Source organism: Kineosporiaceae bacterium (assembly GCA_016713225.1).
Classification (GTDB): domain Bacteria; phylum Actinomycetota; class Actinomycetes; order Actinomycetales; family Kineosporiaceae; genus JADJPO01.
In genome coordinates this window covers 1,117,979-1,136,784 of the sequence record JADJPO010000001.1, presented here as the reverse complement: position 1 = coordinate 1,136,784, position 18,806 = coordinate 1,117,979, and the positions used below count along the sequence as shown (strand labels likewise).

Genomic DNA, 18,806 nt, shown 5'->3' with positions numbered 1-18,806 from the left:
CCGATGAGCTCTGACATGATCGCCGACCCCACCGGCAGCACGGACCTCGACGCGTCCGCCGTCGCCGAACCCGACCGGACGACGCGTGCCCGGCGATGGCGAGAAGCCGCCGGGGTCCGCTGGGAGGCCGCCTCCCTCCGCGCCCGGCTGATCGGCTTGCTGGTGGTATTGCTGCTGGGTGCCCTGACCGCGACCGGCTACGGGGTCCAGCGGGTCCTCAGCGGCTACCTGGTGCGCCAGATCGATTCCGAGCTCATCGCCACCGCCGACAACGCGCGGGACGACGACCGATTCCTGCGGGGGCTGCTCTCCTCGGACGGGCGACGCTTCCCCTCGGCGTTCGTGGTGCAGCTCAGCGTCGATGGGCACGATCCGCTGCCCCCGGCCTCGGGGTTCGACCAAGGCCCGGATCGACGACTGCCCAGCTTTCCCGCGGTGACAGGGCAACGCGCCGAGCAGTTGGCGGGCACGGCGTACACGGTCCACGCCTCCGACGGAAGCCGGTGGCGCGCCACGACCTTCCCCGTCCGGGTAGAGGACCTCGACGCGCCGGGTGCGGTGACGATCCTCGAGAGCCTGCACCAGGTCGACAAGGCCGTTGCCTTGTTGCGCCTGCTGACCATCGGCATCGGCGCCGCCGTGCTGTCGGCCTGCGGGCTGCTCGGCTGGTTCGCGATCCGCCGGGCGTTCAAGCCCCTGCGCGAGGTCGAGGTGACGGCCGCCGCCATCGCCGAAGGCGACCTGTCCCGACGCATCCCGGAACGCCCGGCGTCCACGGAGGTCGGCCGGCTCACCTCGTCCCTGAACGGCATGCTCGCGCAGATCGAGGGTGCGTTCCGCGCTCGCGAGGCATCCGAGGCCCGCACCCGCCGATTCGCCGCCGACGCCTCCCACGAGCTCCGCACCCCACTGGCTTCGGTGCGTGGGTACGCCGAGCTCTTCCGGCAGGGAGCGGTGCCGCCCCTTGAGGTACCCCGCACCATGCGCCGGATCGAGGACGAGGCCACCCGCATGGGCCGCCTCGTCGAGGATCTGCTGCTGCTCGCCCGCCTCGACGAGCAACGGCCCGGCCACAGCGCACCGGTCGACCTCGCCGTCCTGGCCGGTGACGCCGTGCACGACGTCCGGGCGCTGGACGCCGAGCGTCGAGTACGCCTGATCGGTCTGGCCGGAACCGGCACCTCCGGGACCGATGGCGGCCCACAGCCGGCGCCGGTGACAGGTGACGAGGATCGACTGCGCCAGGTGGTCGCCAATCTGCTGGCCAACGCGGTGCGGCACACCCCGCCTGGCTCACCGATCGAGGTGGCCGTGGGAACCATCGGATCGGACGCCGGGGCGCAGGCTGTGCTCGAGGTTCGCGACCACGGCACGGGCCTGACCCCCGAGCAGGCCGAGCGGGTGTTCGAGCGGTTCTACCGCGCCGATCCGTCCCGCCGACGCTCCGCCTCATCGGGCGCCGCAGGCGGTTCCGGTCTCGGGCTGTCGATCGTGGACGCCGTGGTGGGCGCCCACGGCGGCGCGGTCACCGTCCGGGACACCCCGGGGGGCGGGGCGACCTTCAGCGTGAGCCTGCCGGCCACGTCGCTGCCCGACTGATCCACCCGGTCAACCCACCGCCGTCGAGTGGCCGATGGTCTCGGAACGCGGTGATCTCGCTCACCTCGGTCGTCCGAGGAGCTTCCGCCCAAGACAGGGGAATCATGGGATGACAGGATGGATAGACCACCCCCTCGGTCCCATCAGGAGCCGTCACCATGCACGCCCCGGCCTCGCCCCGCATGCGCCACCACGAACAACGTCGGCGGTGGAGCGCCTTTCTCGACACCCTGATGCCCCAGTCCGACCCGAACCACCTGGTCGCCGTCGCCGAGGTACCCCAGGGCTCGGTGGAGGCGACCCGCGATTGCCTGGCGGACGCCGACCTGCCCGCCGCCTTCCGCGAAATCACCAGCCGCTGGGGCGCTGAGCCGCGCTATCAGGTGCTGGTGCCGGCAACACTGGCCGCCCGGGCTGCGGCCGTCGTCCACGGGCACTGACCGAGCCGCCAGGCATCTTCCAGGGGCAGGTTCGTCCCGACCCACCTCCCCCGTCCGGCTCACGATGCCGACCGCGCAAGCAGAAAAACGGCCTCGAGACCTGATACATCGAGCGACAGCTCCCTAAACTCCAGGCGAACTCGCGTGTGTGACGTCGGGTGACGACGCCTGGCCGGAGGTCCTCATGGGAGAAATGCCGCTCTACTACAAACTGATCTTGATCTTGGTCTTCATCGCGGGCAACGCGTTCTTCGTCGGATCAGAGATCGCCATCTCCTCGGCTCGCCGCAGCCGCATGCGGCAACTGGCCGAGGAGGGCGACAAGCGCGCCGCCCGGGTCGAGATGCTGCACAACGAACCCGAGCGTTTCTACTCGGTCACCCAGGTCGGCATCACGCTCGTCTCCCTCGGTCTGGGTGCCGTCGGCATGGAGACCATCGCCGAGTTGCTCGCACCGCGGGTGGTCGACCTGGTGGCCCGCTTCGGCGATCATCCGGCGCTGACCAACGCCGCCCACACCGTGGCCTACGTGGTGGCGTTCGTGACGGTCTCGTTCGTGCACGTGGTGGCCGGCGAGCTCGCCCCGAAGGTGTTGGCGTTCCACAAGGCCGAGCAGCTGAGCATGGCCGTCGGACGCGTGATCAACATCATGTACCTGACGCTGCGCCCCTTGATCTACGTCATGAAGCTGGCCTCCGACGCGTTGCTGCGCCTGTTCGGCCAGCGCAACCTCGACGGGCACGGCGAGAGCCACTTCACCATGTCCGTCGAAGAGATCCGCATGATCCTGTCGGCCAGCGAGAAGGACGGCAAACTGGCGCCGGAAGAGACCGAGATGATCCGCGGCGTCTTCGAGCTCGACGAGCACACGGTGCGCGAGGCCATGATCCCGCGCACCCAGATCCGGGCTCTGGCCAAGGACGACACCGTGGGCCAGGCACTGCAGTTCTTCCGCGACGTCCCCCATGCCCGGTTCCCGGTCTACGACGGCAACCTCGACCGCATCGTGGGCATCGTCTCGATCAAGGAGCTGCTCACCGCCATGGCCGAGACCACCGGCGACGATCTGCGTCGGGTGTCGGGACGCCGGGTGAGCGAGTTCGCCCGAGCGCCCTTCCTGGTGCCCAACAGCCGGCTGCAGTCCGACATCCTCAAGGACTTCAAGCGCACCCGGCAGCAGATGGCCGTCGTGATCGACGAGTACGGCGGCACCGAGGGCATCATCACCCTCGAGGACATCCTCGAGGAGATCGTCGGGGACTACGAGGACGAGTGGACCCACCGCCAGGCCAAGCGGGTGCGCAAGCTCCTGGGCAGCCAGTACGAGGTGGACGCCTCGATGCGGATCAGTGATCTGCAGGAGCTGCTGGACTTCCCCTTCCCCGAGGACGACGACTACACCACGCTCGCGGGGCTGTGCTACAAGGTCCTGGGCAAGATCCCTCAGGTGGGCGACACCGTCCCGCTCGAAGGTGCCCGGCTCACCGTGCTCGAGATGGACAACCACCGGATCACGTTGGTGCGATTCGAGGACACCGCCGTCGGCTCGGACGGCGTGACCCGTCTGGTGGAGGACACCTCCCCTGCCGACGGACACGTGGTGGCCGAGGCCAAGTCCCCGGTCACCATCCCCCGAGCCACCGCCCCCACCAGCGCCACCACAGCTGCCGCTGCGTCCACCGCCACCACGGGGACGCCGGTCGCGACGGAGCCTGCCGTGACGACGCTCGCCGACGAGATGCCCGTGGCGCTGACCCGGGAACAGATGGTGCGACTGCCCACCCTCGTCGCGACCGACCAGCTCGACGCGGCCAAACCCAATGGCAAGCGGGGCAAACGCAAGTCCTGACCAGCTCACAGCAGGTTCCCAGCAGGACTCGAGGAGCACTCCAGCGGCCGGGGTTCTCCTGGAGTCATGACGTCCACGCTGATTCCGCCCACGTATCAGACGCAGCCGCTGCCCTCCCCCGCCCCGCCGGGACGCCGCCGTCCGGGCTGGGGTGGCGTGATCGCGGTGGGTGTCGGCGCGGCCATGGTCTCGAGCCTGCTGACGGCCGGGGTCGTGACCGCCCTCGAACCCAACACCTCGGTGGCCGCACCCACGGCCACGTCGTCCACCGGCACCGGAGCCGCGACCACCCCGAGGGTGACCACCGCCGGCACCACCCCGGACTGGGTCGCGGTCGCCGCGGCAGTCGAGCCGAGCGTGGTCTCGGTGCGGGTGTCCGGACGCAGCGGCAGCGGCGAGGGGTCCGGCGTCCTGCTCGACACCACGGGTCACGTGCTGACCAATCACCACGTCGTCGCCGAGGCTGCCGGCGGTGGCGAGATCTCGATCGTGCTGTCGGACGGGCGCACCTTCGCCGCCACGGTCGTCGGCAGCGATCAGGCCACCGACCTGGCCGTGCTGACCATCACCTCCCCGCCGTCCGGCCTGACCGCGGCCACCTTCGGCGACTCCTCGGCCGCCGAGGTCGGTGAGCCGGTGATGGCGCTGGGCAACCCGCTGGGCCTGTCCGACACGGTGACCACCGGCATCATCAGCGCCCTCAACCGACCGGTGACGACCGGCTCTCGAGAGCAGACCCCGTTCGGTGGTGCCTCCGCCGAGAACGTGGTCACCAACGCCATCCAGACCGACGCGGCGATCAACCCCGGCAACAGCGGTGGCGCCCTGGTCAACGCCCGCGGTCAGGTCATCGGCATCACCTCGTCGATCGCCTCGCTCGGCAGCGGCAGCAGCGGTCAGTCGGGCAGCATCGGCCTGGGCTTCGCGATTCCGGCGAACATGGCCAAGGACGTTGCGGCGCAACTGCTCGCCAGTGGCTCGGCGCAACACGCCTACCTCGGGGTCACCCTCTCGGAGGGCACCGTGACCGTCGCAGGCGCCCAACGCCAGGCCGCCATCATCGAGTCGGTCTCCGAGGGAACCCCTGCCGCCACGGCGGGACTGCAGGCCAAGGACGCCGTGATCGCCCTGGGCGGGCAGAGCCTGGACGGTCCCGACTCGCTGGTCGCGCGGATCCGTGAGTTACGCCCCTCCTCGACGGTCACCCTCACCGTGGTCCGGTCGGGCCGGTCCCAGCAGGTGCCGGTCACCCTGGCGCCGCGTCCGCAGAGCTGATCACCGATCCGATGGAGGGCCGGCCCGCGCCGGCCCTCCGCCGTGTTCGCGCGGTCCTGTGGCAGCTGCCGGCGGCAGGATGAGCTCGTGCACCCTTCTCGCCGCTCGCGGCTGACGACCCGACAACGCCACGTCGCCTATGCCGCCCTGGCCACCGCGGACGCCGTCCTGGCGGCAACGGGTCACGAGCGCCTGCGCCGGCTGACCAAACCCGCTCTGATGCCGCTGTTGCTGCCCGGTCGGGATCGGCGCACCCGCACCGCCCTGCTGCTCGGCGGTGCCGGGGACGTCGCCCTGTTGGGCTCCGGGGACGCCGCGTTCCTCACCGGCCTGGGTGCCTTCTTCGTCGGCCACCTGGCCTGGATCGACCAGTTGCGCCGGGGCGCGGACCCGCGGTCGCTGCGACACGGATCGCGGGCCGCCGTCGCGGGCGGGTACCTGGTCGCCTTCACCGGGCTCAACGCCTACCTCTGGCGTCGCACCGGGCCGCACCGCCTCGCCGTGCTCGGGTACAGCACGGTGCTGCTCGGCACCGCCCTGGCCGCGCTGCGCTCACCGTCACCGGCCACGGCCGCGGGCGGCGGCCTGTTCCTGGCCTCGGACAGCCTGATCGCGCTGGAGAAGTTCGCCGGCCTCACGCTGCCCGCCCACGAGGCCTGGGTGATGGGCAGTTATGCCGCCGCCCAGGCACTGCTCGCCGACGGTGGTCCGCGATGACCGGCCCCACGGCGATGCCCGACGATCCCCGGCCGGGCCTGCGGACCGCCTGGCTGCGGCTGCTGCACACGGCCGGCGTGACCGACCAGACGGAAGCCGTTGCAGCGCAAGCGGATGCACTGATCGATCGATGGTCCGGTCCGACCCGGCACTACCACGACCTCCGTCACCTGCAGTCGGTGCTCGACGCACTCGACCGGCTGACGGCGCCCCGCCCCACACCGGTGGAGGTGGCGCTGGCGGCCTGGTTCCACGACGCGGTGTACGAGGGCTCTGCGGGCTCCGATGAGGAGGCGAGCGCCGTTCTGGCCGAACGCGTTCTGGCCGATCTGGGCGCGCCACCGGACGTGGTCGCCGAGGTCGCCCGGCTGATCCGACTGACCACCGACCACGTCGTGGCCGCTGACGACGAGACCGGCGCCCTGCTCATCGACGCCGACCTGTCGATCCTGGGCGCGGACGAGGCGACCTATCGCCGCTACGCCGCGGACGTCCGCGCCGAGTACGCCCACCTGGACGAGGCAACGTTCACCCGGGGCCGGGCCGACGTCCTCCGCCGGTTGCTGGCCCACCAACCGCTGTTCCGCACCCGCCGAGGGCACGAACTCTGGCAGGACGCCGCCCAGCGAAACCTCACCGCCGAGCTCGCTCGCCTGACCCTCGGGTGATCACCGTCGGGAAGGGTCTCCCCCTCCCGAGCGGGAACACCCCCTGCCGGACGACGATCACGCGCGCTCGGCGAGCCAGTCCACCAGCGGGGCCAGCGTCGGGTCGACCTCCGTGCCGGCCCGGGCGAGAGGGACCCACCGGACGTCGGGCTCGGCGGCGGTCTGCCGGCCACCGAGCGCACCCTCGACGCGGTCGAGGATCAGGCGCAGCACGACGTCCAGGGCGATGACGCCGACTCCCTCGGCGACGGTGCGGATCAGGCCGACCTGGGCGAGGTGGGGCGCCGCGACGTCGTCGGGCCGGATCGGCGTCCCGAGCATCGTGCGCACCAGCTCACGCGCCGCCTCGGTGACGGGGCGCCCGGCCGCGGCGACCGACGGAACACCCCCGGCCCCCGGCCCCAGCAGGACCTCACCCTCCCGGATCAGCAGCAGCCGCACCAGGTCGACGCTCACCAGCGGAGGCAACGTCGAGGCGAGGGTGTCGACCCGGCGCCCGGCATCGTCGGCGGTCGAGCCGAGGACCCGCTCACCCTTGCGCTTGGGCCGCCGCAACCCGGACCGCTGCAGCGCCAGCAACAACTCGCGACCACTCACCGGCACCGCGCCGCCGGCGACGAGGCGGTCGTACTGCTCCTGCGGGACGTCGTAGTGGTCACCTTCGAAGCCACGCCGCGGCACCCCCAGCCGGTCGGCGAAGGCGTGCAACTCCGCCACCGAGGTGTCACTGACCAGATGCGACCAGAGCCGACCGTGAGCCGGCCAGTAGGGCGGGTCGATCAGGATCGCCATCAGCTCTGACCCGCCGCCAGGTCATCCAGCAAGGGTGCGGTGCGGGCCGGCACCAGTTCGAGCACCGCCATGGCGGTGCTGGTCCTGACCACCGAACGACAGGTGAGCAACCGGCGCGTGATGCGGTGCAGGTCGGCGGGATCACGGGCAGCCACCTTGGCCAGGATGTCCGCATCGCCGGTCGTGGCGTGCAGCTCGAGGATCTCGGGCACGCGCGCCAACTCGGCGGTGATCTCCTCGATGTCGCCCTGGGTGATGGTGAGGCTGACATAGGCCAGTACCGGACGGCCGATCGCCACGGGCCTCACCCTGGCGCTGGGCGGGCCGAGCACGCCGCGGTCCTCGAGCGCCCGGACCCGTGACTGCACGGTGTTGCGCGCCAGCCCCAGCGTGCGCGACAGCGCCACGACCGTGGCGAGCGGATCGTCGTCCAGGGCGCGCAGGATCCGGGCATCGGTCGCATCCAGCTCTCGCACCCGGTCATCGTGCCACATTCGATCATCCCAACTGGCTGCTCGGCGATCATTATGCTCAGTTCTCACTTCTCCTCTTGAGCAATGCGCGACTCACACCGACCGTAGAAGCATGACGCAGCAGACCACGACGACCCCACCGGTGTGGGGCGATGAGGCCCTCGCGGCACGCGCCGTCCTGGACTGGGCCAGCAACCGCGCGGTTCGACCCGGCGACCCCAAGACCACCGCCCGCACCACGTCCGAGTTGATGCAGGACGCCGGACAGACCATCACGGCCGGCGGCCTCGGCGCCAATGTCGCGTTGGAGATCTTCGAGTCGGTGCTCGCCCCGGCCACCCGCGCCCAGGACGACCCGATGAACCTCGCCTACATCCCGTCGGCACCGACCCGCCTGGCCGTGGCCTTCGATGCCGCCACCGGGTCGGCGAACATCTTCGGCGGTCTCTGGGAGACCGGAGCCGGGGCGATCTTCGCGGAGAACCAGGCCCTGGCCTGGTTGATCTCACTGCTCGACTGGCCCCAGGAGACCGCGGCCGGCACCTTCGTCGCCGGCGGCACCCTGGGCAACCTGTCCGCGCTGCACGCCGCGCGCACCACCGCACGGCGTCGCCGCATCGACCACGGCCTGCCCGCCCGGCCCGAGGGCGGGTGGCTGCTCGCCTGCGCGGCGAGCGCGCACTCCTCGATCGCCAAGGCGGCCGATGTGCTCGACGTCGAGGTGCTGACCGTGAGCACGGACGACGCCGGGCGGCTCACCGGCTCGGCGTTGCGGCGCACTTTGTGGGAGGGCGACATCGACCCACGATCGGTGCTCGCCGTGGTGGCCTCGGCCGGTTCGACGAACGAGGGCATCGTCGATGACCTCGCCTCGATCGCCGACGTCTGCGCCGAGTTCGACATCTGGCTGCACGTGGACGGCGCCTACGGCGGCGCCGGGCTCGCCGCGCCGTCCGTCCGTGGTCTCTTCGAGGGCATCGAGCGAGCCGACAGCATGATCGTCGACCCCCACAAGTGGCTGTTCGCCCCCTACGACTGCTGCGCCCTGATCTACCGGGACGGCGCCACCGCCCGCGCGGCGCACGCCCAGCACGCCACCTACCTCGACACCGTCGACCGCGAGAGCCCCAACCCGTGTGACCTGGCGATCCACCTGTCCCGCCGGGCTCGCGGGCTGCCGTTCTGGTTCAGCCTCGCCGTTCACGGCACCGAGCGCTATGTCGCCGCAGTGGAGCGGACGCTGAGCACGGCGCGCCAGGTCGCCGAGGGCATCCGGAAGGCGCCACACCTGCGCCTGATCCGCGACCCCGACCTGACCGTGTTGCTGTTCGAACGGGACGGCTGGGACGCCGACCGCTACCACGCCTGGTCGCGTGAACAGGCGCTGGCCGGAACGATTCTGTGCCTACCGACCGGCTACCAGGGGCGCACCGTGGCCCGGCTCGCGTTCGTCAATCCCGCCACTCGGGCCGAGGATGTGCTGGCTGTCCTCGACGCCATGCCCGACTGACTCGGGGTGATCACCTACTCCGGCCTCAACCGGGCGTGGCGAAGTTCTGGGTCCAATAGATCGTGCCCGATGACGTCGTGGCGATACCGATGCCGATCTGGGTGAAGCCGCAGTCGAGGATGTTCTCGCGGTGGGCCGGGCTGTTCATCCAGGTGGTGACAACCTCGGCCGGTGACTCCTGACCGTAGGCGATGTTCTCGCCCCAGGAGCGCCAGGTGTACCCCTGAGCGGAGATGCGGGCACCCGCCCTGACGCCGTCAGGATTGGCATGCTCGAAGAACCTCCTCGCCACCATGTCCTCGCTGTGCAACTGGGCGGCCTTGTTCAGGCGCGAGTCGATCGTCAGAGCCTTGCACCCGTTGGCCGTCCGCTGCACGTTGGTCAGCCGCGCGACCTCGGTCACCCCATCGGACGATGGCGGCTGGGCGGCCGGCGGGGCGGGCTTGGTGGTGGTCGGCTTCGTGGTCGTTGGAGCCGGCTTCGTGGTGCTCGGAGCCGGCTTGGTGGTCGTCGTCGTCGCAGCGGGCTGCGACGTGGTCGCGGTCGGCTTCGGCGGCGACGTCGCCGGCGGTGCGGTGGGCGAGGCGGGCACCGACGCGGTCGGCGACGGGTCGGGCTGAGCCGGCGCACCCCGGTGAGCCACCACCAGGGTGGCGGTCAGGCCCTGACCCTCACCCTTCGCCGGGGACACCTTCACGGTGTACGTGCCCGCCGTCAGGCGACCGGCGTCCAACATCACCGCGTACGGCGCACGACGATCCGGCAGCTTCACCGTGGCCGGGCCGGTCAGGGTGAAGACGACGGCACCGCGGGCCCGCAGACCCGCCCTGAGCACCACGCGACCATCGATCGGGCCGTAGGACTTGCCCTGAGCCAGGACGAGGGTGCGGATCTGGCGTCGCGGTGCACGACCGGGACTGGTGGCCGGTGCCGAGCCGCTGGGCTGGGGCGAGGCATGGCGCTGCAGGCTGGCGGTCAGTTCGGCAGAGGTCGACGATGAGCCGAACAGCCAGTCCTGAACGCCCGAGGCGATACCGGTCTGACCGGCGAACACCGCCGCAGCGACGCCGAGGGGCGCCGCGACAGCAACCACGCGGCGCGACCGCGAGGGCGTGGTGATCCGACGAGAGGGACGGGCGCGATGCGTAGCCGGACTCATGCTCGAGACACTAGGAACGCGGTCGCTAAGGACGGGCGAAAGCCGCCTTACGGCTTCCTCAGCGAACGGTGCACACCGACCTCGTCCCGTCGTCGCGGGCCGGTGGGTGGGGGGACGAGCCGTCGCGGCGTCCACCATGGGAGACATGTCGGACGCCGCCACGGAGAAGGTCCGTGGCGGCGTCCGACGTGCGGTCTTCAGGTGGTCAGGCGATCAGGCAGGCGTCCCGAAGTTCTGGGTCCAGTAGATGCCATAGCTGCCGCCCTTGGCGATACCCACACCGATCTGGGTGAACCCGCAGTTGAGGATGTTCGCCCGGTGACCGGAGCTGTTCATCCAGGCGCTGACCACACTGGCGGGCGTCTTCTGACCGGCGGCGATGTTCTCGCCCCAGCTACGCCACTTGTAGCCCTGTGCCGAGATCCGGTCGCCTGCACTGCGGCCATCCGGGCTGCTGTGCTCGAAGTAGTTCTTGGCCGCCATGTCCTCGCTGTGCAGCTGCGCTGCAGCGGTCAACTTGGAGTCGATGCTCAGGGCCGAGCAACCGTTGGCCGACCGCTCGACATTGGTCAGGCGCACCACCTCGGACGCGAAGCTCCCGGTGCCGGTCGAGGTCGGCGCGGGCGCCGTGGTCTTCGTCGGAACGGGTGCGGGGATGGTCTTCGTCGGAACGGGTGCCGGGATGGTCTTGGTCGGCACCGGGGCCGGGTGGGTCTTGGTCGGAATGGGTGCCGGAATGGTCTTGGTCGGCACCGGAACCGGCGTGGTCTTGGTCGGCACCGGCAGCGTGGGCTGGACGGGCGACGGGCGGGTCGTGGTCGGTGTCGGGACGGGGGCCGGGCTGCTGGGCGAGGCGGTCGGCGACGGGCCGGGCGTGACCTTGTGGGCGACGACGAGCGTGGCGGTCAGGCCCTTGCCCTTGCTCTTGCCCCTCACCGGGGTCACCTTGACGGTGTAGCTGCCGGCGGTCAGCCGACCGGCGTCCAGCATCACGGCGTAGGGCGCGCGGCGATCGGGCAACTTCACCGTGGCGGGGCCGGTCAGCGTGAAGACCACGGCACCGCGCGCGCGCAGTCCGGCCTTGAGCACCACCCGGCCATCGACGGGGCCATAGGACTTGCCGTTCACCAAGGTGATCGTCCGAAAGCGTGCCCGCGGCGCGTGCCCGGCGGGCGACTGCGATGGCGCGGCGGAACCGGCGGGCCGCGACGCGCCATCCGTGTGCAGGTTCGCGGTCAGCTTGGCCGATGTGGACGGCGTGCCGAAGATCCAGTCCTGGACACCCGAGGCGGCTCCGGTCTGACCGGCGAACACCGCCACCGCGAGACCGAGGGGCACCGCGATACCGACCATGCGGCGCGACCGCGGGGCCTGGGTGCTCTGACGTGGGGGACGGGCGCGATGCATAGCCGGACTCATGCCCGGAACACTAGGAACGTGATCGCTAAGGGTGGGCGAAACCCGTCTTAGCGATACCTCAGGAATCCTGCACACAACGACTCGCCACGTGCTCGTCCTCACGAGGCGTCGACTGTGGACAAACCGCCTTCGAGGGCTCCCTGTGGACAACGAAACCCCTTGAGCCACAACCTGTGTCACGGTGATCCGGTCATCGATACCGGGTCGGCGCCGCCGAACTCCCCGGCCCCGGCCAGCTGCCCGCGGTCGGTCCGTGACCGTGAACCTCAAGGAGACGTCATGCACTACCAAGTCGACAGCGCCCAGGTACTCCAGGCCAGTGCCACGATCCAGGCCACGGCGCAGCAGATCAGCGAGGACGTCGAGCACATGATGCGTCAGCTGCTCGATCTCCAGTCCGGCTGGCGAGGACAGGCCGCGACCTCGTTCCAGTCCGTGGTCACCGACTGGCAGGGCACCCAGGAACGCGTGCGGATCGGCCTCGACGAGATCCATCGCGCCCTGGCCACCGCGGGGCGCCAGTACGCCGAGGTGGAGTCGGCCGCGGCGGCGATGTTCTCCGGCTGAGGGCGGTGTGAGACGGCGTAAAGTGGATCCTCGTGCCTGCCGTCACCCACGACCCGACGGACCACCTCCACCACGACCTCGACCCGACGGATGCGGCCCTGGCGGCCGAACGCCGGTACCTGGCCGCTGCCCGTTCCGATCTGACCCGGATGCGCGAGCGCACCCTGAGTCTGTCGGCGCACGGCGGTGACCGGGTCTCCTCGGAATTCCTCGCCGCGACGCTGCACCACCGAGCCGCCTCACTGATCGATGACCCGCACGCGGCCTTGTTCTTCGGCCGCACCGACCACCTCGGCGACGAACGCTGGTACATCGGACGACGCCACGTGGCCGATCCGGACGGCGATCCGGTGGTGATCGACTGGCGGGCGGAGGTGTCGCGGGCCTTCTACCGAGCCAGCCGATCCGAGCCGATGGGCGTCGTCCGGCGTCGTCGATTCGGCGTGGAGGGCGGCCAGATCACCGCCTACGAGGACGAGTACCTCGCGCAGGAGCAGGTGCCCACCGGCGAGGCCGGGCGCAGTCAGATCCTGGCCCGCGAGATCGAACGGCCCCGGGTGGGGCCGATGCGCGACATCGTGGCCACCATCCAGCCCGAGCAGGACGAGATCGTGCGGGCGGACGTCGCGACCTCGGTGTGCGTGCAGGGTGCCCCCGGGACCGGCAAGACCGCCGTGGGACTGCACCGTGCCGCCTGGCTGCTCTACGCCCACCGGGACAAGCTCTCGCGTTCCGGGGTCCTGGTGGTGGGACCCAACGCGGCCTTCCTCGAGCACGTGGCCGCCGTGCTGCCGAGTCTGGGCGAGGTGCAGGTGCGCCACACCACGCTCGATGCCCTGGTGCGCCAACCGGCCACGGGCTCACGTCGTCCGGTCACGGCGAAGCCGGCCACCCCGTCCCGCACGGCGGCGTCCCACAGCACCGCCGACCCCGTGGAACGTGCTGTGCTGCAGGGCGATGCGCGACTGGCCGAGGTGCTGCACCGGGCCGTGTGGTCCCACTGCTCGGCCCCGACGGAGGCCTTGGTCTTGCCCCGCGGCGTGCGGCGCTGGCGGCTCGCGGCGTACACCACGGCCGAGATCGTCGGCGAGCTGCGCGCCCGCGGTGCCCGCTACGGCGCGGCCCGCGACATGCTGCCGCAACGCCTCGCCCACGCCCTGCTGGTCTTGATGGAGGAGGCCGGCGAGTCCCCCGACGACCGGATCCAGGACGCGGTGGCCCGCAGCCGCGAGGTGCGCCGCTACGTCGATGCCTGCTGGCCCGCGATCACCCCGACGCAGGTGCTGTTCCGGTTGCTCGCCGACGGGCAGTTCCTGGCCGGCTGCGCCGACGGCATCCTGACCGAGGCCGAGCAGCAGCTCCTGGCCTGGACGACACCGCCGCGTTCGGCGGGATCGGCGCGATGGACCCCCGCCGAGCTGGTGCTGCTCGACGAGCTGGGCGACGTGCTGCAACGCACCCCGAGTCTGGGCCACGTCGTGCTGGACGAGGCGCAGGATCTGTCCCCGATGCAGCTCCGCGCGGTCGGACGGCGCTGCTCGACCGGGTCGATGACGATCCTGGGCGACATCGCCCAGGGCACCACGCCGTGGGCCACGCCGTCCTGGGCGGCGTCACTGGCCCACCTCGGCCACGACGGCGCGGTGCTGGTCGAACTCGACCGCGGGTTCCGGGTGCCGAGCGCGGTGATCGAGTTCGCGGCACGACTGCTGCCCGACATCGCCCCCGAGCTGTCCGCGCCGGGCTCGGTGCGCGAGGACCCCGGCACCCTGCACCTGCGCCGGGTCGAGACCGCGACCCAGGTGTGGCCGGCCCTGCTGCGCGCCGTCCGCGAGGCTCTGGACGACGAGGGCTCGGTCGGCGTCATCGTGCCGGATTCCTGGACGACCCGGGCAGCGAAGACCCTTGCCGGGCAAGGCATCGAGCACCTCGTGCTAGGCACCGGAGCCGAGCCGGCAGACGGCACCGCGGAGGCGCTGCTCGATGCCGCCCTCGGCGAGGACGACGCACCGCTGCCTCGGGTGTCGGTCGTCCCGGCCACCACCGCCAAGGGCCTGGAGTACGACCAGGTCGTCGTCCTCGAACCCGCCCGGATCGCCGACGACGAGCCCGACGAGCGCACCGGCCTGCGCCGCCTCTACGTGGTCCTCACCCGAGCCGTCACCGGCCTCACGGTGGTCCACCACGACCCCCTACCCCCCGCCCTCACCCGGTGATCACGTAGTCCGCACACAAACCCCCCGTGATCATGTAATCCGTGCACGTTTTGTGCATCGATTACATGATCACGAGGTGGGAGGGGGCGGCCTCGGCCCGTTGCGTGGGTCGAGACCGCCCTCTCGTGACGCCTCTCGTGACGCCTCTTGTGACGTGACAGCAGCGATCAGCCGGCGGCGGCGAGCACCGCCCGCTTGGTGAGGACGACGGCCAGGTTGCGGCGGTAGTCCTCGTCGGCGTTGGCGTCGTCCATCGGGGCGGTGCCCTCGGTGGCGTGCGCCGCCGCCGCGGCAATGACCTCGGCGGTGGCCGGTTGCCCGACCAGCGCAGCCTCGACCCCGGCAGCCCGCAGCGGCACCAGACCCATGTTGGTCAGGGCCACCTTGGCCTGTGAGATCACTCCACCCTCGGACTTCACCGCCGCAGCGACGGCCACGATCGACCAGGCCTGGGCGGTGTGGTTGAACTTCTCGTAGTGCGAGCCCCACCCGGTGTGCTTGGGCACCCGGATCTCGGCCAGCAACTCACCGTGGCCCACGGCAGAGGTGAACAGGTCGACGAAGAAGTCCTTGGCACTCTCCGTCCGCCGCCCACCGGGTCCGGCGATCACCATCGAGGCGTCCAGCGCGAGCGCCGCCGCCCCCATGTCACCGGCCGGGTCACAGTGCGCCAGCGAGCCACCGAGGGTTCCCCGGTGCCGCACCTGCGGGTCGGCGACGGTGGCCGCCGCCTGGCTCAGCAGCGCCGCGTGTTCACGCACCAGCGGGTGGTTGACCACCTCGTCGTGCGTGGTCATGGCGCCGATGACGATGGCGTCGCCGTCGTCCCGCACCCCGCGGAGCGCCTCGATCCGGCCCAGGTCGACGACCAGGTCGGGCGAGGCCATGCGCATCCGCAGCACCGGCAGGAAGCTCTGCCCACCAGCCAGCAGCTTGACCTCGCGCTCGCCCGCCCCGCCGAGCAACGCCAAGGCGTCCTCGATGCTGGTGGGCGCCTCGTAGTCGAACGCGGCGGGGATCACGCGACACCTCCGTTGCTCGAACCAGCCTGACGACCGGCTTGGATGGCCCGCCACAGCTTCATCGGTGTGGCCGGCATGTCGACGTCGTCGACGCCGTAGGGACGCAACGCGTCGACCACGGCATTGAGCACCGCCGGGGTCGAGGCGATCGCCCCGGCCTCGCCGACGCCCTTGACCCCGAGGATGTTCGTGGTCGAGGGCGACTCGGTGCGGTCGGTGGTGAACGAGGGCAGGTCGGCCGCCGAGGGCACGGTGTAGTCCACGAAGGTGGCCGTCATCAGCGTGCCGTACTCATCGTGCCGAGCGTCCTCGTAGAGCGCCTGCGCGATGCCCTGGGCCAGGCCGCCGTGCACCTGCCCCTCGACGATCAGCGGGTTGAGCACCTTGCCGATGTCGTCGACGCAGACGTACTTGTAGATCGAGGCCCGACCGGTCTCGGTATCGACCTCCACCGCGCACAGGTGGGTCCCGTGCGGGAAGGAGAAGTCGATCGGGTCGTAGGTGGCCTCACAGTCGATCCCCGGCTCGACGCCGTCCGGCAGGTTGTGCGCGTCGAAGGACGCGAACGCCACCGCGGTCAGGGCCATGCCCTTGTCGGTGCCGCGCACGGTGTACTGCCCGTTCGCGAACTCGAGGTCGTCGACGCTGGCCTCGAGCTGATGCGCCGCAATGACCTTGGCCTTCTCGATCACCTTGTCCGCGGCCATCGCCACGGCGACACCACCCACCGGCAGCGATCGCGAGCCGTAGGTGTCCAGACCGCGCACCGAGACCTGGGTGTCACCGTGCAGCACCTCGACGTCCTCGAACGGGATGCCGAGCCGGTCCGCGACGATCTGGCTCCACGCCGTCTCGTGCCCCTGCCCGTGCGGGCTGGTGCCGGTGACCACCTCGACCTTGCCGGTGGGCAACATGCGCACCGACGCGGTCTCCCAGCCACCGCCCACGTACGACAGCGCCCCGAGGATCCGGGACGGCGCCAGGCCGCACATCTCGGTGAAGGTCGAGATCCCGATGCCCAGCTGGACGGCGTCCCCGCGGGCACGCCGTTCGGCCTGCTCGCGGCGCAGCCCCTCGTAGTCGAACAGGGCCGTGGCCTTGGCGGTGGCGGCCTCGTAGTTGCCCGAGTCGTAGGTCATGCCCGCCACCGTGGTGAACGGGAACTCCTCGGCCGTGATCCAGTTCTTCTCGCGCACGACCAGCGGGTCCATGCCCACCTGGTTCGCGAAGGTGTCGACCAACCGCTCGATGGCGCAGGTGGCCTCGGGGCGGCCGGCGCCGCGGTAGGCGTCGGTCCAGGTGGTGTTGGTGAACACGTTCGTCGTGGTGAACCGGTATCCCGCGAACTTGTAGATCGAGTTGAACATCCAGGCGCCGAGCACCGGCACACCCGGGGTGACCAGGCCGAGGTAGGCGCCCATGTCGGTGAGCAGGTCGACCTTGAGCCCGGTCATGGTGCCGTCGGCGCGACCGGCCAGGGTCAGCCGCTGCACCTGACGGCGGCCGTGGTGGGCCGACTGCAGCGACTCCGAGCGGGTCTCGGTGTACTTGACCGGCTTGCGCAGCTGACGGGCCACCAGGAAGGTGATGCACTCCTCGGGCGTGAACTGCAGCTTGCCGCCGAAGCCGCCGCCGACGTCCGGCGCGACCACGCGGATCTTGTGTTCGGGGGTGCCGGTGACCAGCGCCATGAACACCCGGACGAAGTGCGGCACCTGGGTGGCGGTCCACACCTGGAACTGTTCTCCGGTCGGATCGACCACGACCGAGCGCGGCTCCATGAACGCCGGGATCAGGCGCTGCTGCTGGAAGGTCCGCTCGATCACCACCCCGTCGGGGGCGGTGCGCGCGGCCTCGATGACGGCGTCGACGTCCTCGCCGGTACCGCCGGTGGCCGAGTCCAGGGTCCACACTGCGCTGACGTTGGTGCCGAGGTCGGGGTGGGCGAGCTCGGCGCCGTCGGCGACGGCCGCCTCGAGGTCGAGGACGACGGGCAGGTCGTCGTAGTCGACGATCACGTGCTCGGCGGCGTCCCGGGCCGCGGTGGCCGAGCGGGCCGCGATCACCGCGACGATCTCACCGGCGAAGTTGACCGCGTCCTGGGCGACAGATGGGTGGGTCGGTGCCTTCTGGTCGGGCGTGATCGGCCAGGCGCAGGGCAGCCCGACCTCCGAGCCCTTCAGCTCCGGACCGCTCCAGACCCCGACGACGTTCGGCATGGCCTTGGCGCCGCTGGTGTCGATCGAGGTGATCCGGCCGTGCGCAACCGGGCTGCGCACCATGGCCAGGTGCAGCATGCCGGGCAGGGTGATGTTGTCGGTCCAGCGGGTGCGCCCGGTGATGAGTCGGGCGTCCTCCTTGCGCTTGCGGGCCCGGCCGAACTCGCGCCCTGCGGCCACGTCGGTCTCGTCGACTGTGCTGTCAGCGGTCATCGCACACCTCCCGCAGCAGCTGCGCCTGCCGCCTGTTCGATGGCCCGGACGATGTTCTGGTAGCCCGTGCAGCGGCAGAGGTTGCCCTCGATGCCCTCACGGATCTCGGCCTCGCTCGGGTTCGGGTTGGTGTTCAGCAGGTCGACCGCCTGCATGATCATGCCCGGCGTGCAGTAGCCACACTGCAACGCGTGGCACTCGTGGAAGGCCTGCTGCACCGGGTGCAGCGACTCACCGTCCGACAGCCCCTCGATCGTGGTGACCTCACCGCCGTCGGCCTGCACCGCGAGCACCGAGCACGACTTCACGCTGCGTCCGTTCAGATGCACCGTGCAGGCACCGCAGTTGCTCGTGTCGCAGCCGACGACCGTTCCGGTCTTGCCGAGTTGTTCGCGCAGGTAGTGCACGAGCAGCGTGCGCGGCTCCACGTCGTCCTGGTATTGCACACCGTCGACGGTGACGGTGATCTTCTTGGTGCCCATACGGCCTCCACGCCTCATGCCTGACGAGCACGACCCCATGCGGGCGCGCCCGAGGTAGGACTTACGTCGCTGATCCAAGGGCAGTGTGGCCTGGAACACAAGACCCTGCGCGCCCGAATCGCAGACTCAGCAGGGCTGCGGCGTGTCGCCCGGGCCGCTGGAAGGCCGGATCCGAACGAAATCCGA

General features: G+C 70.9%; 15 protein-coding genes and 1 pseudogene. 9 read left to right on the top strand and 7 right to left on the bottom strand.

Going from position 1 to position 18,806, the window contains the following annotated elements; all coding sequences use genetic code 11:
• Positions 1-3: 3 nt before the first annotated feature.
• The 6 genes from IPK24_05145 (at position 4) to IPK24_05120 (ending at position 6,548) form a co-directional block, all read left to right on the top strand.
• On the top strand, positions 4-1,599 hold the full coding sequence (locus tag IPK24_05145; GenBank protein MBK8074957.1) for a HAMP domain-containing histidine kinase: 1,596 nt from the start codon (positions 4-6) through the stop codon (positions 1,597-1,599).
• A gap of 158 nt (positions 1,600-1,757) precedes the next feature.
• Entirely contained in the window at positions 1,758-2,039 is a 282-nt protein-coding gene (locus IPK24_05140) for a hypothetical protein (GenBank protein MBK8074956.1), read from the top strand.
• Between the two features lie 184 nt (positions 2,040-2,223).
• A complete protein-coding gene (locus tag IPK24_05135) occupies positions 2,224-3,888 on the top strand; it encodes an HlyC/CorC family transporter (GenBank protein ID MBK8074955.1) in 1,665 nt (554 codons plus the stop codon).
• A gap of 156 nt (positions 3,889-4,044) precedes the next feature.
• Entirely contained in the window at positions 4,045-5,163 is a 1,119-nt protein-coding gene (locus IPK24_05130) for a trypsin-like peptidase domain-containing protein (GenBank protein ID MBK8074954.1), read from the top strand.
• A gap of 87 nt (positions 5,164-5,250) precedes the next feature.
• On the top strand, positions 5,251-5,880 hold the full coding sequence (locus tag IPK24_05125) for a lysoplasmalogenase (protein ID MBK8074953.1): 630 nt from the start codon (positions 5,251-5,253) through the stop codon (positions 5,878-5,880).
• Positions 5,881-5,918: 38 nt separating this feature from the next.
• The gene (locus IPK24_05120) at positions 5,919-6,548 is read left to right on the top strand and encodes a metal-dependent phosphohydrolase (GenBank protein ID MBK8074952.1); all 630 of its coding nucleotides are present in this window, start codon (positions 5,919-5,921) and stop codon (positions 6,546-6,548) included.
• A 537-nt stretch (positions 6,549-7,085) separates the two neighbouring features.
• Here the strand turns inward: IPK24_05120 and IPK24_05115 are convergent.
• Positions 7,086-7,340: pseudogene (locus tag IPK24_05115) on the bottom strand (DUF4031 domain-containing protein).
• A complete protein-coding gene (locus IPK24_05110; protein MBK8074951.1) occupies positions 7,340-7,834 on the bottom strand; it encodes an Lrp/AsnC family transcriptional regulator in 495 nt (164 codons plus the stop codon). Before IPK24_05110 ends, IPK24_05115 begins: the two are co-directional and overlap by 1 nt.
• Before the next feature lie 91 nt (positions 7,835-7,925).
• On the opposite strand from IPK24_05110, the gene IPK24_05105 reads away from it, so the two are divergent.
• Complete coding sequence (locus tag IPK24_05105) at positions 7,926-9,323, top strand: aspartate aminotransferase family protein (protein MBK8074950.1); 1,398 nt, start codon at positions 7,926-7,928, stop codon at positions 9,321-9,323.
• 25 nt (positions 9,324-9,348) lie between these two features.
• On the opposite strand, the gene IPK24_05100 is transcribed toward IPK24_05105, so the two are convergent.
• Together IPK24_05100 and IPK24_05095 are read right to left on the bottom strand one after the other, a co-directional pair.
• Entirely contained in the window at positions 9,349-10,482 is a 1,134-nt protein-coding gene (locus tag IPK24_05100) for a CAP domain-containing protein (GenBank protein MBK8074949.1), read from the bottom strand.
• Between the two features lie 213 nt (positions 10,483-10,695).
• Positions 10,696-11,901 (bottom strand): hypothetical protein, encoded by a 1,206-nt coding sequence (locus IPK24_05095; protein ID MBK8074948.1) that lies wholly within the window; start codon positions 11,899-11,901, stop codon positions 10,696-10,698.
• Positions 11,902-12,180: 279 nt separating this feature from the next.
• On the opposite strand from IPK24_05095, the gene IPK24_05090 reads away from it, so the two are divergent.
• Together IPK24_05090 and IPK24_05085 are read left to right on the top strand one after the other, a co-directional pair.
• Positions 12,181-12,468 (top strand): WXG100 family type VII secretion target, encoded by a 288-nt coding sequence (locus IPK24_05090; GenBank protein MBK8074947.1) that lies wholly within the window; start codon positions 12,181-12,183, stop codon positions 12,466-12,468.
• 149 nt (positions 12,469-12,617) lie between these two features.
• Complete coding sequence (locus IPK24_05085) at positions 12,618-14,684, top strand: AAA family ATPase (protein ID MBK8074946.1); 2,067 nt, start codon at positions 12,618-12,620, stop codon at positions 14,682-14,684.
• Positions 14,685-14,851: 167 nt separating this feature from the next.
• On the opposite strand, the gene IPK24_05080 is transcribed toward IPK24_05085, so the two are convergent.
• The 3 genes from IPK24_05080 to IPK24_05070 are packed head-to-tail and all read right to left on the bottom strand — an operon-like array spanning position 14,852 to position 18,620.
• Complete coding sequence (locus IPK24_05080) at positions 14,852-15,706, bottom strand: xanthine dehydrogenase family protein subunit M (GenBank protein MBK8074945.1); 855 nt, start codon at positions 15,704-15,706, stop codon at positions 14,852-14,854.
• Positions 15,703-18,138, bottom strand: a complete 2,436-nt coding sequence (locus tag IPK24_05075) for a xanthine dehydrogenase family protein molybdopterin-binding subunit (protein ID MBK8074944.1) — start codon at positions 18,136-18,138, stop codon at positions 15,703-15,705. Before IPK24_05075 ends, IPK24_05080 begins: the two co-directional genes overlap by 4 nt.
• Positions 18,135-18,620, bottom strand: coding sequence for a (2Fe-2S)-binding protein (locus IPK24_05070; protein ID MBK8074943.1), 486 nt, complete (start codon positions 18,618-18,620; stop codon positions 18,135-18,137). The genes IPK24_05075 and IPK24_05070 overlap by 4 nt, the downstream gene beginning before the upstream one ends.
• Positions 18,621-18,806: the final 186 nt, after the last annotated feature.